The sequence below is a fragment of the Streptomyces sp. NPDC107562 genome, assembly GCF_055657325.1.
Window position 1 is genome coordinate 826,881 of record NZ_JBVKBE010000002.1, and the last position, 13,773, is coordinate 840,653.

The 13,773-nt window shown below is 72.6% G+C and carries 10 protein-coding genes, 3 tRNA genes and 1 pseudogene; 7 read left to right on the top strand and 7 right to left on the bottom strand.

Annotated elements, in window-relative coordinates; genetic code table 11:
* Positions 1-39 precede the first annotated feature (39 nt).
* Together ACZ7LV_RS09525 and ACZ7LV_RS09530 are read left to right on the top strand one after the other, a co-directional pair.
* Positions 40-1,077, top strand: a complete 1,038-nt coding sequence (locus tag ACZ7LV_RS09525) for a rod shape-determining protein (protein ID WP_401676935.1) — start codon at positions 40-42, stop codon at positions 1,075-1,077.
* A gap of 25 nt (positions 1,078-1,102) precedes the next feature.
* Positions 1,103-2,194: pseudogene (locus ACZ7LV_RS09530) on the top strand (GAF domain-containing protein); the annotation flags it as partial.
* An 8-nt stretch (positions 2,195-2,202) separates the two neighbouring features.
* Here the strand turns inward: ACZ7LV_RS09530 and ACZ7LV_RS09535 are convergent.
* Both ACZ7LV_RS09535 and ACZ7LV_RS09540 read right to left on the bottom strand, forming a co-directional pair.
* The gene (locus ACZ7LV_RS09535; protein WP_471937452.1) at positions 2,203-3,174 is read right to left on the bottom strand and encodes an anti-sigma factor RsbA family regulatory protein; all 972 of its coding nucleotides are present in this window, start codon (positions 3,172-3,174) and stop codon (positions 2,203-2,205) included.
* On the bottom strand, positions 3,171-3,524 hold the full coding sequence (locus tag ACZ7LV_RS09540; protein ID WP_471937454.1) for an STAS domain-containing protein: 354 nt from the start codon (positions 3,522-3,524) through the stop codon (positions 3,171-3,173). The genes ACZ7LV_RS09535 and ACZ7LV_RS09540 overlap by 4 nt, the downstream gene beginning before the upstream one ends.
* A 238-nt stretch (positions 3,525-3,762) precedes the next feature.
* Between ACZ7LV_RS09540 and ACZ7LV_RS09545 the strand changes: the two genes are divergently transcribed.
* Complete coding sequence (locus ACZ7LV_RS09545; RefSeq protein WP_471937457.1) at positions 3,763-4,455, top strand: ANTAR domain-containing response regulator; 693 nt, start codon at positions 3,763-3,765, stop codon at positions 4,453-4,455.
* A gap of 9 nt (positions 4,456-4,464) precedes the next feature.
* Here the strand turns inward: ACZ7LV_RS09545 and ACZ7LV_RS09550 are convergent, their stop codons facing one another.
* The 4 genes from ACZ7LV_RS09550 to ACZ7LV_RS09565 all read right to left on the bottom strand — a co-directional run bounded on the left by ACZ7LV_RS09550 (position 4,465) and on the right by ACZ7LV_RS09565 (position 6,587).
* Positions 4,465-6,078 carry an adenosine deaminase family protein gene (locus ACZ7LV_RS09550; RefSeq protein ID WP_471937460.1) on the bottom strand — a complete coding sequence of 538 codons (1,614 nt, stop codon included), beginning with the start codon at positions 6,076-6,078 and terminating at the stop codon, positions 4,465-4,467.
* Between the two features lie 114 nt (positions 6,079-6,192).
* Positions 6,193-6,269 (bottom strand) — tRNA-Ile (locus tag ACZ7LV_RS09555).
* Between the two features lie 167 nt (positions 6,270-6,436).
* Positions 6,437-6,509, bottom strand: a tRNA-Asn gene (locus tag ACZ7LV_RS09560).
* Positions 6,510-6,514: 5 nt separating this feature from the next.
* Positions 6,515-6,587 (bottom strand) — tRNA-Asn (locus tag ACZ7LV_RS09565).
* A gap of 157 nt (positions 6,588-6,744) precedes the next feature.
* On the opposite strand from ACZ7LV_RS09565, the gene ACZ7LV_RS09570 reads away from it, so the two are divergent.
* The 4 genes from ACZ7LV_RS09570 to ACZ7LV_RS09585 all read left to right on the top strand — a co-directional run bounded on the left by ACZ7LV_RS09570 (position 6,745) and on the right by ACZ7LV_RS09585 (position 12,319).
* Positions 6,745-7,050 (top strand): YtxH domain-containing protein, encoded by a 306-nt coding sequence (locus tag ACZ7LV_RS09570; protein ID WP_471937462.1) that lies wholly within the window; start codon positions 6,745-6,747, stop codon positions 7,048-7,050.
* A 50-nt stretch (positions 7,051-7,100) separates the two neighbouring features.
* Entirely contained in the window at positions 7,101-8,555 is a 1,455-nt protein-coding gene (locus tag ACZ7LV_RS09575) for an FGGY family carbohydrate kinase (RefSeq protein WP_471937465.1), read from the top strand.
* Positions 8,556-8,657: 102 nt separating this feature from the next.
* Positions 8,658-10,391, top strand: a complete 1,734-nt coding sequence (locus tag ACZ7LV_RS09580; RefSeq protein WP_471937468.1) for an ABC transporter ATP-binding protein — start codon at positions 8,658-8,660, stop codon at positions 10,389-10,391.
* Positions 10,391-12,319, top strand: a complete 1,929-nt coding sequence (locus ACZ7LV_RS09585; protein ID WP_471937471.1) for an ABC transporter ATP-binding protein — start codon at positions 10,391-10,393, stop codon at positions 12,317-12,319. The genes ACZ7LV_RS09580 and ACZ7LV_RS09585 overlap by 1 nt, the downstream gene beginning before the upstream one ends.
* A 60-nt stretch (positions 12,320-12,379) precedes the next feature.
* Here the strand turns inward: ACZ7LV_RS09585 and ACZ7LV_RS09590 are convergent, their stop codons facing one another.
* Positions 12,380-13,726: an RNA polymerase sigma factor gene (locus ACZ7LV_RS09590; protein WP_471937473.1), complete on the bottom strand. Its 1,347-nt coding sequence runs from the start codon at positions 13,724-13,726 to the stop codon at positions 12,380-12,382.
* Positions 13,727-13,773 lie beyond the last annotated feature (47 nt).

Sequence of the window (13,773 nt, forward strand, 5' to 3'; positions counted from 1 at the left end):
ACCGGCGGCACCTCGGCTCGCAGGCCCGGGAGGACCGCCATGACCGCCAGTCTGGAACAGCTGCGGCGCTGCCATTTCGCCGTCGACCTGGGGGCGGCGCGGACGCGGGTGTACGTCAGGGGCGCCGGGCTCGTCGTGGACCAGCCGTCGGCGGCCGCCGTCAACACCCGTAGCGGAGCACTGATCGCGGTCGGTGAGCTCGCCGAGCAGATGACGGGACGCACCCCGGACTACATCCGGGTCGTACGGCCGGTGTCCGGCGGCACGGTGGTCGACATCGAGATGGCCCAGCGGATGCTGCGCCATCTGCTCGGCGACAAGATGCGCCGGCACCTGCGCCGCAAGCCCCGGCTGCGGGCCGCCGCGTGCACCCCGCACGACGCCGATCCGCTCGCCCAGCGCGCGACCATCGAGACCCTCGTGGGCCTCGGGGCCCGGCGCGTCGAACTGGTCGACACGCTGATCGCGGCCGCCGTCGGCTGCGGACTGCCGGTCGAGCAGCCCGAGGCGACGATGGTCCTGGTGTGCGGGGCCGCCGCCACGCAGGTCGCGGTGCTCTCCCTCGGTTCCATCGTCACCGCCGTGCGGATCCCGGTCGGCGGCGAGGCCGTGGACCACGCGATCGTGCAGCACCTGCGGCACGAACACGAACTGGTGCTGCCCAGCCAGTCGGTGCGACCCCTGCAGATCGCCCTCTCGGGCAACGGGCTCACCCCTCAGGGGCCGGCCTCCACGGAGATCCACGGCCGCGACGTGGCCACCGGTCTCGCCCGCAGCGTGCGCATCGACACCGCCGCCGTGCGGGAGGCCATCCAGACGCCGCTGACCGCGGTGCTCGACGGCATCGGCAAGGTGCTGCGGGACTGCCCGCCGGACCTGGTGGCCGACCTCGCCGACCGGGGGATCATGATGGTCGGCGGCAGCGCCCTGCTCCCCGGCTTCGACCAGATGCTGCGGCAGGCCACCGGCATGCCCGTGCACATCGCCGAGCGGCCCGACGTCTGCGCGGTGCAGGGCCTCGGCACCATGCTGGAGGGCCGGATCGAACCGCTGGAGCTGGACCCGCTGGGCAGCTGAGGCGCCGCACGGGCCCCGGGCCGACATGCCCGACGCACCCCGCCTCCCCGCCCTCCTCCTCGGGGCCGTCCTCGGCGTCGGCGCCGACCTGGGTCTGCGCGCCACCCTCCAGCGCATCGTCGACGGCGCGGCCGAACTGACCGGCGCCCGGTACGCCGCCCTCCGCCCGCGCGACCCGGGCCAGGACGGCCTGGACGAGATCCGCGGGGCGGGTTCGCCCACCACACCCCCGCGCACCCCCACCCTCGACGTTCCGATCCACGTCGACGACGAGGAGTTCGGCCATCTCCGGCTGGCCGGCAAGGACGGCGGCGGGCCGTTCACCACGGAGGACGAGCAACTGCTGCACGTCCTCGCCGCCCAGGCCGGCATCGCCCTCGGCAACGCCCGGCTGTACGAGGCCGCCCGGCAGCGGGAGCGCTGGATCGAGGGCGTGGCCGCCGTCACCACCGCGCTGCTCGGCGGTGAGAGCGCCGACGACGCCCTGAGGACGGTCGCCGAACGGGCCCGGCTCCTCGCCGACGCCGCCGCCGGCATCATCCTGCTGCCCACCGCGGCGGGCGGCATGGAGATCGTCGCCGCCGCCCACGAGGACCCCGCCGACCTCGTCGGCACGACCATCGCGCCCGGCAGCCCCGTCCTCGAACAACTCCTCGGCGGTGAGCCGGTCTTCGTCGACGACTCGGCGACCGACCCGCGTATGACGACGCGGGTGCGGCACCGGTTCGGCCCCAGCATGCTGCTGCCGTTGCAGTCGGGCGGCCGGCTGATCGGCACCCTCGCCCTGCCCCGGCTGCGCGGCGACCGCCCGTACACACCCCTGGAGCGGCTGCTGGCCGGCCAGTTCGCCTCCCAGGCCGCGCTCGCCCTGGTCCTCGCCGACGCCCGGCACAGCCGGGCCCGCCTCGCGGTCTACGAGGACCGCGACCGCATCGCCCGCGATCTGCACGACCTGGTCGTGCAACGCCTGTTCGCCACCGCGCTGATGCTGGAGGGCGCGCAGCGCCGCGCCGAGGCCGGCGCCGTCCACGAGCGGCTCGGACGGGCGGTGGACGAACTCCACGCGACCATCGAGGAGGTCCGCGCGACGATCCTGACCCTCCAGCAGCCCCCGGCGTAGCCGCCTCAGCGGGAGAACCAGCAGCGGACCGTCGTGCCCGCCTCGTCCGCGTGCACCCGGACGAGATCGGCGACCATGTTCACCAGCAGGAGCCCCCGACCGCCGCGCTGGTCACGGGAGGCGGGGCGGCGGCCCGCCAGCGGATCCGTCAGCCGTCCCTCGTCGCGCACCTCGCACACCACGTGCCCGTCCTCGGCCCACAGCCGCAGCACGCCGGACCCGCCGCCGTGCACCACGCTGTTGGTGGTCAGCTCGGCGGTGGCCAGCGCCAGGTCCTCCAGCCGGATGCCGGCCAGCCCGCACCGCGCCGCCTCGGCGGTTGCGGTGTGCCGGACGGCCGGCAGGGTGTCCGCGGTGAAGTGGAAGGCGGGCGCGTCCGGCACGACGGGCAGGGGCAGGTTGCAGCGGCGGGCGACGCCCTCCCAGTCGTACTCCGCGCTGCTCCGCTCCCGGCCCCCGGTGACGACCGTGGGATGGGTGGCGCGGGCGTCGGCGAGCACCTCGTCGTCCAGGGCAGCGGTGTCGTACGGGCACAGCACGGTCATCCGGCGGCCGCGGAAGGCGGCGTTGATCAGGGCCTCGTGCTGGGCGCAGGCGGGCTGCTCGGCGGGCGTGCGGCCGGCCCAGATCGGCTCGCCGACGATCCGTACCCGGCGGCCGGCCGGCTGGGCGTCGGCGAACGCGTGGAGCACACCGGGGAGGATGCGGCCGGGGTTGCGCCCGGCCTCGCGCATGTCGAGCAGTCGCACCGCGTCGGCCAGGTCGCCGAGCCCGTCCCGGATCAGGGTCAGGTTCCGGCCGGGCACGGCCACCGCCACCGGCTCCCCGGCGGCGAGGCCCGCGCGGACGAAAGGGAGGACGCCGTCGAGGTACTCGGTCTCGCCGGCGTAGAACAGGGCGGGGTGCGCGAAGGGTTCGGACCGGGCCGGACGGTCGGCGGACCCGACGGAGTCGAAGGACTCGGCCGGTGCGCTCATGACGTCGTCACCTCGATCGCCGACAGATCGGGCCAGAACAGTTCCAGTGTCCGGCACAGGGCCCGCGGCGGCCGGTGCAGCACGATCCGCCGGCCGTCGGGCAGCCGCCGCGCGGCGTCCACGAGCACGTCGGCGCCCCCGACGTCCACGAACGTCACGGCGGACAGCTCCAGATGGCACACGTCCCGGCCGTCGCGCACCACCTCTTCCAGCGCGCTCTGCCAGATCCGTCGCGTGGTCAGCCCCACCTCGCCCACCGCGCGCACGCCGCACCGCTCGGCCAGCGGTGCGACGGTCAGCGCCGCCGCCGTGCCGCCGGGACGGTGCGTGACGCGGTACCGGATGGTCACTGCCGACTCCCCCTCCTCCTGGTCACCGTCGCTCGTACCCCGACGCGATCCGGTCAATCCAGGAAGTTCGGCGACCAGGGGTGTAGGGCGCCGCACCCCGGGCAGGCGCACGTTCAGCATCGGGGCGGCGGGGGGCTCCACACGACATCGGGAAACGTGAAGAGCCGTGGGCGGAAGTGACGTCGCGCCAGGACGTCGACGGCCGCCCAGGGCTTCAGGGGACCACGAAGGCGGTGACATGACCCCAGTGGCACCACCCTCTCTCGCGGAGCGGTCGTATCCACTCACCATCGACGGGGGCGCGGACGGCGGTGACCGGGCCGTGCTCCGCGCGCGGGGTGAGATCGTCCACGGATGCGATGCCGTCCTGGCCGCGGCACTCGCCGAACTCCCCGCCTCCACCCGGCGGGTGGAGCTGGACATGACCGGCGTGATCTTCATGGACACGGCGGGACAACACTTCCTGGACACCCTGCGCGACCACGGGCAACGACACCTGATCGCGGTCTCCGCCACCAACTGGCACGGCCAGCCGCGCCGCATCCTGGAGCTGATCGGCTTGGACACCTCCGACCCCCTGCGCCCCGTGGACCCGAACCCGCAGGGCCTGCGCTCGCGCGCCCCCCTGTCCTCCTCCGTGTCCCTGGAGCGCGCGGAACAGCTCCACGAACTGCGCGAGGAGATCGAGCACCTGCGCCGGGCCATCGCCTCCCGCCCGGTGATCGACCAGGCCCGCGGCATCCTCATGGCCACGCACTCCTGCACCTCCGACGAGGCCTGGCACATCCTGCGCGAGGCCTCCCAGCTGTCCAACACCAAGCTCCACACGGTCGCCGCGGCCATCACCTCCGGCGCGGAGAGCAAGGCCCCGCCCCCGCCCGGCGAGGTACGCGAGGCGCTGCGCCGGGCCCTGGCGCGAAGGGGCCGATGAGCGGGCCCTTTACAAGCCGGTCCCCCGCTTCCCGCCGCCGCCGAAGGCCTCCTCGAACCGCTCGAAGGCGGCCTCCTGCCGCCACTGGAGTCGGGCTCTGAAGCTGCGCTCCAGCAGCCGGCGGCAGTCCGTCCCGGGTGCGGGCTCCCCGGAACGCTGTCCCCGGCAGGCGGTCACCGGCCGGTATCCGTCCCGCGCCGGGCTCCCGAGCCACAGGCTCCGACCCGGCAGGAAGGCGTACTCCAGCGAGGCCCGCGCCAGATCCTTCAGCTCCGGGTACGACAACCCGTAGGTCAAGGCCGCGTACCGGTACTCGGCGCCGATGTCGGTGCGGCTGACGCCGGGGTCGTCGGTGGCGAGCACGACGGGGACGCCGTGGCGGCGGTAGACGTCGAAGGGATGGTCGTCGCCGCGCACCCCGAGGACCTGGGCGTTGCTGGTGAAGGGCACCTCCACGGCGATCTCGCGGGCGGCCATGGTGCGCAGGGTGCGCCGGCGGTCGTGCTCGTGGAGCAGGTCGACCCCGTGGCCGACGCGCTCGGCGCCGGCGACGTGGACGGCGTCATGGATGTGGAACGTCAGGTCCTCGGGCTCGACCAGCCCCGGCACCAGTTCTCCGGCGTGCAGCGTGAGGTGCACGCGGGGGTGGAGGCGGCGCAGGTGGTCGAGCATGCGCATGTGGAGGCGGTAGTCGCGCAGGGCGACCTCCCCGTCCTCGGGCTGGACGAGGTTGACCGCGACGAAACGGGGGTCCTCCTCGGCCAGGCGCATGCCGAGCGCGATCTGGGTGAACACCCGCTCCGGTGAACCGCCGCGCAGCACATGGGAGATGAACCGGACGGGCAGCGCGCAGGCGGGCCGCGGACGACCGGTGTCGCAGCGGGCGGCCGTACGGAACTCGGCGTCGGCGGCGTCGGCCTCCGCGCGGGCCTCGGCCACCAGCCGGTCCAGCCCGCCCCCGGCCGTGAGTCCGGCGAACATCCGTGTGAGGTCGCTGTCCCAGCCGACCTCGTCGGCGAGCCGCTCGGCCGCCGCGGCGGCCGGGGTGACCATGGTCTCCAAGGAGAACTGCTGCTGCGCGGCCACGTCGTCCGCGACCTCGGCCAGCAGCTTGCCGCGGTGCGGCTCGCTCACCGCCGCGAACTTGCCGAAGGTGGCGAAGAAGTGGTCGTGGCCCCTCCCGCCGGGCGGGAAGCCGTGCATGGACCAGGCGCGCAGGATCACCTCGTGGAAGGCCCGGTCGGTACGGGCGTCGGCGGCCGGGCGGGTCCCGGGCCCGCACGGCGGCGCGACGGCGGTCGTCGTCGCGGTGTCGACGCACAGCCCGTCCTCGGCGGCCAGCTCGATCAGATACTCCGTGGCGGCCGCACCGGAGAGGTGATGGTGCAGGTCGGCCCCTTTGGGCAGCCGGCGGAAGAATGCGGCCAGGAGCCGGGGGTCGTCCCGGACGGCGTCGAGATACGCGTCCGTACCGCGCTCCGCCGCGGACACCGGCCGTGGCGGGGAGGCCGCTTGGGCGGGCGCGGGCATCAGCAGCGTGGTCGACATCAGCAGTGCCGACACCAGGGGGCGAAGGATCGCGGCGGTCACGCCCGCATCATCGTCAGCCGCACGCCCAGACATGCCCGGCCCCGGCGCGGCGAAGGGGACGATCACCCACGTGGGTGTCCTCGGAGCCCCACGCTCGTTGAACCCGGCGGCCCGATGGACCAGAAACGCTTCTGCACCCGGGGTGGGTGGTGGGGCGGGTGGGACTCGAACCCACGGCCGACGGATTATGAGTCCGCTGCTCTAACCGGCTGAGCTACCGCCCCATAGCGGCGTGTCGCGCACATTTGTACGCGCCGTCTGCCGCAGCATAGCCGCTCATACGATCTCCTGCTCCGGATGGTCGGCTTCACATGACCTTGAGGACTTCCCCATGGCCCGGGCGGTTCCGCCGGACATGAAAAAGGACCCCGACGGGGTCCTCTTCAGGCTGCTCCCCCGACTGGACTCGAACCAGTAACCTGCCGGTTAACAGCCGGCTGCTCTGCCAATTGAGCTACGGAGGACCGAGCTCCCCCGACTGGACTCGAACCAGTAACCTGCCGGTTAACAGCCGGCTGCTCTGCCAATTGAGCTACGGAGGAATGCCTCGTTGCATCGAACGTACTCACCTGGGTATCCGCCAGGGGGCGCGCGCTCGCTGCGACACATACATTAGCGCAAGCAGGGGGGTGCTTCGCCAATCGGTACTCCCGGCTCGAGGCCGCGCCAGAGGACCTACGCAAGGGAAGGGTGGCCGCCATGCGTTACCGGCTCACGTTCGTCGTCGGACTCGCTCTGGGTTACGTGCTGGGCACACGGGCCGGGCGCGAACGCTACGAGCAACTGAAGAAGACCGCGCGGCAGGTCGCGCAGAACCCCGCCGTCCGCAACACCGCCGAGACGGCCGCGCTGCAGGGCCGCCAGTTCGCGGGCAAGGCGTTCCACACGGTGAGCGAGAAGGTCGGCGACCGTATGCCCGACTCGGTCGCCCACCGCGTCCGCTCCCTGCGCGAGCGCAACGTCAACGGCTCGGCGGAGGACGACTGGGGCACGAGCAACACCTGAGAGGGCGCCCCCGGCCCGAGCATGCGCGGTACTGCGGCAGAATTTGAGCCATGGGGATAGTCGCCGGGTTGGACAGTTCGCCCGATTTCACTCGTATCGTCGTCTGCGACGCGGACACCGGAGCCGTGCTGCGGCAGGGCTACGCGCCGCATCCGGTGGAGGGCGCCGAGGGCGGCGGGCGGCCCAGCGACGTCGATCCACAGGCGTGGCTGCTGTCCCTGGGCGAGGCCGCCGGCGGCGGACTGCTGGAAGGCGTGCAGGCCATCGGGGTCTCCGCCCAGCAGAACGCCGTCGTGCCGCTGGACGCGCAGGGCGGCACCGTACGGCCCGCGCTGGTCGGCGGCGACAAGCGGGCGCAGGTCTCGGCGGCCGATCTGATCGACGCGCTGGGCGGGCGTGAGGCGTGGGCGCAGGCCGTGGGCTGCGTGCCGCAGGCCGCCCAGCCGGTGACCAAGCTGCGCTGGCTCGCCCGCAACGAACCCGAGAACGCGGCCCGGGTCGCCCTGCTGATGCAGGCGCACGACTGGCTGGTGTGGCAGTTGCTGGGCCGCCCGGTCCGGCGGACCACCGACCGGGGTGGCGCCTCGGGCACCGGCTACTGGTCCCCCGCCACCGGCGGCTACCGGTCCGACCTGGTGGAGCTGGCGCTCGGTCACCAGGTCATGCTGCCCGAGGTGATCGGGCCGTCCGAGGCGGCCGGCACGACGCCGGAGGGACTGCTGATCTCCGCCGGGACCGGCGAGACCATGGCCGCCGCCTTCGGGCTGGGCCTCGGTTTCGGGGACGCGGTCGTCTCGCTCGGTGCCTCCGGTTCCGTGATGGCCGTGCACCCCGAGGCGCTCCAGGACGGCTCCGGGATGATCACCTCCCTCGCCGACGCCACCGGCATGCACCTGCCCGTGGTCACCACGCTGAACGCGGTGCGCACCCTGCGCGGCACCGCCGAGCTGCTCGGGCTGCCCGATCTGGAGAGCCTGTCCGACCTCGCGATGAAGTCGACACCCGGCTCCCACGGTCTCGTGCTGCTGCCCTATCTGGAGGGCGAGCGCACGCCCGCGCTGCCGCACACCGCGGGGACGCTGACCGGGCTGCGGCGGGAGTCGATGAAGGCGGAGCATCTGGCGCGGGCCTCCTTCGAGGGCATGCTCTGCGGCCTGGCCGACGCGCTGGACGTCCTGCGCGGGCGCGGGGTGGAGGTGCGACGGGTCTTCCTGCTGGGGGCGGCGGCCGAGCTGCCGGCCGTCCAGGCCTCGGCCCCCTCGCTGTTCGGGGCGCAGGTCGTCGTACCCCAGCCCGCGGACTACGCGGCGATCGGGGCGGCCCGGCAGGCGGCATGGGCGCTCGGTGCGTCCCAGGGCACCCTCGATCCGCGCACGCCGCCGGCCTGGCAGGGCGCGGTCGCGCAGGTGCTGGAGCCCGGCGAGGACCTGGCGGTCGGGCAGGCGGTGCGCCAGCAGTACGTCTCGGTGCGGGAGCAGACCCATCCGGGCGCGTTCCACGTCTAGCGGCCGTCGGGCCGCACGGGTTGAGGTAACGCGGGTGGAGTGTCCGACGATAGGGGCCAGGGGCAACCATTCACCCCCTGTCGCCGACTCCGAGAGAACAGCGTGCTCATACGACTGCTGCGGACCTACCTCAGGCCCTACAAGAGACCTATCGCCGTGCTGGTGCTGCTCCAGTTCCTGCAGACCTGCGCGACCCTCTACCTGCCCACGCTGAACGCCCACATCATCGACAACGGTGTCGTCCTCGGCGACACCGGTCGGATCCTGTCCTTCGGCGCCGTGATGATCGGCGTCTCGCTGGTCCAGGTGGTGTGCAACATCGGTGCCGTCTACTACGGCGCCCGTACCGCCTCGGCGCTCGGCCGGGACGTGCGCGCCGCGATCTTCGACCGGGTGCAGTCGTTCTCCGCGCGTGAGGTGGGCCATTTCGGCGCGCCCTCGCTGATCACGCGGACCACGAACGACGTGCAGCAGGTGCAGATGCTGTGCCTGATGACCTTCACCCTGATGGTGTCGGCACCGATCATGTGCGTCGGCGGCATCGTGCTGGCACTCGGCCTGGACGTGCCGCTGTCCGGGGTACTGGTCGCCGTGGTGCCGGTGCTGGGCCTCACCGTGACCCTGATCGTGCGGTCGCTGCGGCCGCTGTTCCGGTCGATGCAGGTGCGGTTGGACACGGTCAACCGGGTGCTGCGCGAGCAGATCACCGGCAACCGGGTGATCCGCGCCTTCGTGCGCGACGGGTACGAGCAGGACCGCTTCCGGAAGGCCAACGCCGACCTGACGGAGGTGTCGCTCGGCACCGGCAAGCTGCTCGCGCTGATGTTCCCGATCGTCATGACGGTCGTGAACGTCTCGTCGATCGCGGTGGTGTGGTTCGGCGCCCACCGCATCGACAGCGGCGGGATGCAGATCGGCGATCTGACGGCGTACCTCGCCTATCTGCTGCAGATCGTGATGTCCGTGATGATGGCCACCTTCATGTTCATGATGGTGCCGCGCGCCGAGGTGTGCGCCGAACGGATCCAGGACGTGCTGGAGACCGGCTCCAGCGTCGTGCCGCCGGTGGCGCCGGTGCGCGAACTGCACCGGCACGGGCATCTGGAGATCCGCGGGGCCGGCTTCCGCTACCCGGGTGCCGAGGAGCCGGTGCTGAGGGGCATCGAGATGGTCGCCCGGCCCGGTGAGACCACCGCCGTGATCGGCTCGACCGGCAGCGGCAAGTCCACGCTGCTCGGGCTGGTGCCCCGGCTCTTCGACGTCACCGACGGACAGGTGCTGGTCGACGGGGTGGACGTCCGGACGATCGACCCGAGGGTGCTGGCCCGCACCGTCGGGCTGGTGCCGCAGAAGCCGTACCTCTTCGCCGGCACGGTCGCGACCAACCTCCGGTACGGCAATCCCGACGCGACCGACGAGGAACTGTGGCACGCGCTGGAGGTGGCGCAGGCCAAGGCGTTCGTCGAGGAGCTGGAGGGCGGTCTTGACGCGCCGGTCGCGCAGGGCGGGACCAACGTCTCCGGCGGTCAGCGACAGCGGCTCGCGATCGCGCGGACGCTGGTGCAGCGCCCCGAGATCTACCTGTTCGACGACTCCTTCTCCGCCCTCGACTACGCCACCGACGCCGCGCTGCGCGCGGCGCTCACCCGGGAGACCGCGCGGGCGACCGTGGTGATCGTCGCGCAGCGGGTGGCGACCATCCGGGACGCCGACCGGATCGTCGTGCTGGACGCCGGCCGGGTGGTGGGCACCGGGACGCACCGCGAGCTGATGGCGGACAACGAGACCTACCGGGAGATCGTGCTCTCCCAGCTGACGGAAGCGGAGGCTGCCTGATGGCCGGTCCGATGGGGCGGATGATGGCCGGGACCGGCCCCGACCATCGCTCGATGGACTTCCGGGTGTCGGGACGCCGGCTGGTCGGCCGGTTCCGGCACGAGCGGCTGACCATCGGGGCGCTGCTGCTGTGCGTGGTGGTGAGCGTGGGGCTGTCGGTGATCGGGCCGAAGATCCTGGGCGACGCCACCGATCTGGTGTTCGCGGGGATCGTCGGCCGGGAGCTGCCGGCCGGGACGAGCAAGGAGCAGGCGCTCGACGCCATGCGCGAGCGCGGTGACGGCGCCGTGGCCGACATGCTCCGCAGCACGGACTTCACGCCGGGCCAGGGCATCGACTTCGACGCGGTGGGCAACGTACTGCTGCTGGCGCTGGTGGTGTTCGTGGTCGCGGGGCTGCTGATGGCGGTGGCGACGCGGCTGGTGAACCGGGCCGTCAACCGGACGATGTACCGGATGCGCGAGGACGTGCAGACGAAGCTGTCGCGGCTGCCCCTGTCGTACTTCGACAAGCGGCAGCGCGGTGAGGTGCTGAGCCGGGCGACCAACGACATCGACAACATCGGCCAGACCCTCCAGCAGTCGATGGGCCAGCTGATCAACTCGCTGCTGACCATCATCGGCGTGCTGGCGATGATGTTCTGGGTGTCCTGGATCCTGGCGCTGGTGGCGCTGGTGACGGTCCCGCTGTCGCTGTCCGTGGCGACGTACGTGGGCAAGCGGTCGCAGCCGCACTTCGTGCAGCAGTGGCGCTCGACGGGTCAGCTGAACGCGCATGTGGAGGAGATGTACACCGGGCACACGCTGGTGAAGGTGTTCGGGCGGCAGGAGGAGTCGGCACGGCAGTTCGCCGAGCAGAACGAGGCGCTGTACGAGGCCGGGTTCCGGGCGCAGTTCAACAGCGGGGTCATGCAGCCGCTGATGCTGTTCGTGTCGAACCTGAACTACGTGCTGGTCGCGGTGGTCGGCGGGCTGCGGGTCGCCTCCGGCTCGCTGTCGATCGGTGACGTGCAGGCCTTCATCCAGTACTCGCGGCAGTTCTCGATGCCCCTGACGCAGCTCGCCTCGATGGCGAACCTGGTGCAGTCCGGGGTGGCCTCGTCCGAGCGCGTCTTCGAACTCCTGGACGCGCCGGAGCAGTCGGCGGACCCCGTGCCGGGGCTGCGACCGCCGAAGCTGCGGGGCCGGGTGGCGCTGGAGGGCGTGTCCTTCCGGTACGACCCGGACAAGCCGCTGATCGAGGATCTGACGCTGGCGGTGGAGCCGGGGCAGACGGTCGCGATCGTCGGACCGACCGGGGCGGGCAAGACCACGCTGGTCAATCTGCTGATGCGGTTCTACGAGGTGTCCGGGGGCCGGATCACGCTCGACGGGGCCGACATCGCGCGGATGTCCCGCGACGAACTGCGGGCCGGGATCGGGATGGTGTTGCAGGACACCTGGCTGTTCGGCGGGACGATCGCCGAGAACATCGCGTACGGGGCGGCCCGCGAGGTCACCCGGGGCGAGATCGAGGAGGCGGCGCGGGCGGCACACGCCGACCGCTTCATCCGTACGCTGCCCGACGGCTACGACACGGTGATCGACGACGACGGGGCGGGGGTCAGCGCGGGTGAGAAGCAGCTCATCACGATCGCGCGGGCGTTCCTGTCCGACCCGGTGATCCTGGTGCTGGACGAGGCGACGTCCTCCGTGGACACCCGCACCGAGGTGCTGATCCAGAAGGCGATGGCGAAGCTCGCGCACGGCCGGACCTCGTTCGTGATCGCGCACCGGCTGTCGACCGTCCGGGACGCGGACACGATCCTGGTCATGGAGAACGGGGCGATCGTCGAGCAGGGGGCGCACTCCGCGCTGCTGGCCGCCGGCGGTGCCTACGCACGCCTGTACAAGGCGCAGTTCGCGGAGGCGGTGGCCGAGGTCGACTGAGCCGGTGGCCCGTCCGGGGGTGCCGCCGCCACTGCCACGGCGGCACCCCCGGGTCACGGGTCAGTCCAGGTAGCCCCTCAGCTGGTCCGCGAAGGCGTGGTCGCGCAGCTTGTTCAGGGTCTTCGACTCGATCTGGCGTATCCGCTCGCGGGTGACGCCGAAGATCCGGCCGATCTCCTCCAGCGTGCGGGGGCGGCCGTCGTCCAGGCCGTAGCGGAGCTGGACGACCTTGCGCTCCCGCTCGCCCAGGGTCGACAGGACCGCCTCCAGGTGCTCCCGAAGGAGGAGGAAGGCGGCCGATTCCACGGGGCTGGCCGCGTCGCCGTCCTCGATCAGGTCGCCGAGGGCCACGTCGTCCTCCTCGCCCACGGGGGCGTGCAGGGAGACCGGCTCCTGGGCGAGGCGCAGCACCTCGCCGACCCGCTCGGGCGGCAGGTCGAGATGGGCGGCGACCTCTTCGGGAGTGGGTTCGTAGCCGCGCTCCTGGAGCATCCGGCGCTGCACCCGGACCACGCGGTTGATCAACTCCACCACGTGGACGGGGACCCGGATCGTGCGGGCCTGGTCGGCCAGGGCGCGGGACATGGCCTGGCGGATCCACCAGGTCGCGTACGTGGAGAACTTGTAGCCGCGCGCGTAGTCGAACTTCTCGACCGCGCGGATGAGGCCGAGGTTGCCCTCCTGCACCAGGTCCAGCATGGTCAGGCCACGGCCGACGTACCGCTTGGCGACCGAGACGACGAGCCGCAGGTTCGCCTCGATGAGCCGGCGTTTGGCCATCCTGCCCATGACGACCAGGCGGTCCAGGTCCAGCGCCAGCTGGGAGTCCAGGTCGGCCGCGCCGCTCAGCTTCGCCTCGGCGAACAGGCCGGCCTCGACCCGGCGCGCGAGTTCGACCTCCTCGGCCGCGCTGAGCAGCGGGATGCGGCCGATCTCCCTCAGGTACTGACGGAACAGGTCCGAGGACGGGCCGCCGGTGTCGGCCCGGCTGGGCACGGGCGGTTCCACCGGCTCGTCCTGGATCACCGGTTCCGCGTCGGCCGGCTCGCCGGGGCCGGGCGCGTCGGCGGCCTCCTCGGGGTGCCCGGCGGCCTCCGTGACCTCGGGCGGTTCCGTCTCCGGGTGGCGCGCGGCCCGGCCCTGCGGCGGCACGGCCACCAGTACTCCGGGCTCCGCGTCCGGCGCGGTGCCGTCAGCGCCGGTGGCACTGCCGGCGTCGGTCTGGATGAGGGTCTGGGTCTGCACGGGGGCGACCTCCAGGATGATCGCTGCTGAGACGTGCGGCAGCGCTGCTCGGGGGACGGAGTCGGCGGCCTCGCCGCTGTCCGTCCCGCACGCGACGGGCGGAACAGCGTGGGCGAGGGATCCGTCGAGGACGGATCGGCCGCGCTCCGAGGACTCAGGCACCGGGACCCAGTGTGGGGTACGACACATCGCCGCCACGAGGGGCGTGC

Coding starts and splice junctions, on each gene's coding strand:
- ACZ7LV_RS09575 (WP_471937465.1), top strand. CDS start 7,101: ATGGGGATAGTCGCCGGGTTGGACAGTTCGCCCGATTTCACTCGTATC.
- ACZ7LV_RS09545 (WP_471937457.1), top strand. CDS start 3,763: ATGACCCCAGTGGCACCACCCTCTCTCGCGGAGCGGTCGTATCCACTC.
- ACZ7LV_RS09570 (WP_471937462.1), top strand. CDS start 6,745: ATGCGTTACCGGCTCACGTTCGTCGTCGGACTCGCTCTGGGTTACGTG.
- ACZ7LV_RS09535 (WP_471937452.1), bottom strand. CDS start 3,174: ATGAGCGCACCGGCCGAGTCCTTCGACTCCGTCGGGTCCGCCGACCGT.
- ACZ7LV_RS09585 (WP_471937471.1), top strand. CDS start 10,391: ATGGCCGGTCCGATGGGGCGGATGATGGCCGGGACCGGCCCCGACCAT.
- ACZ7LV_RS09525 (WP_401676935.1), top strand. CDS start 40: ATGACCGCCAGTCTGGAACAGCTGCGGCGCTGCCATTTCGCCGTCGAC.
- ACZ7LV_RS09550 (WP_471937460.1), bottom strand. CDS start 6,078: ATGTCTGGGCGTGCGGCTGACGATGATGCGGGCGTGACCGCCGCGATC.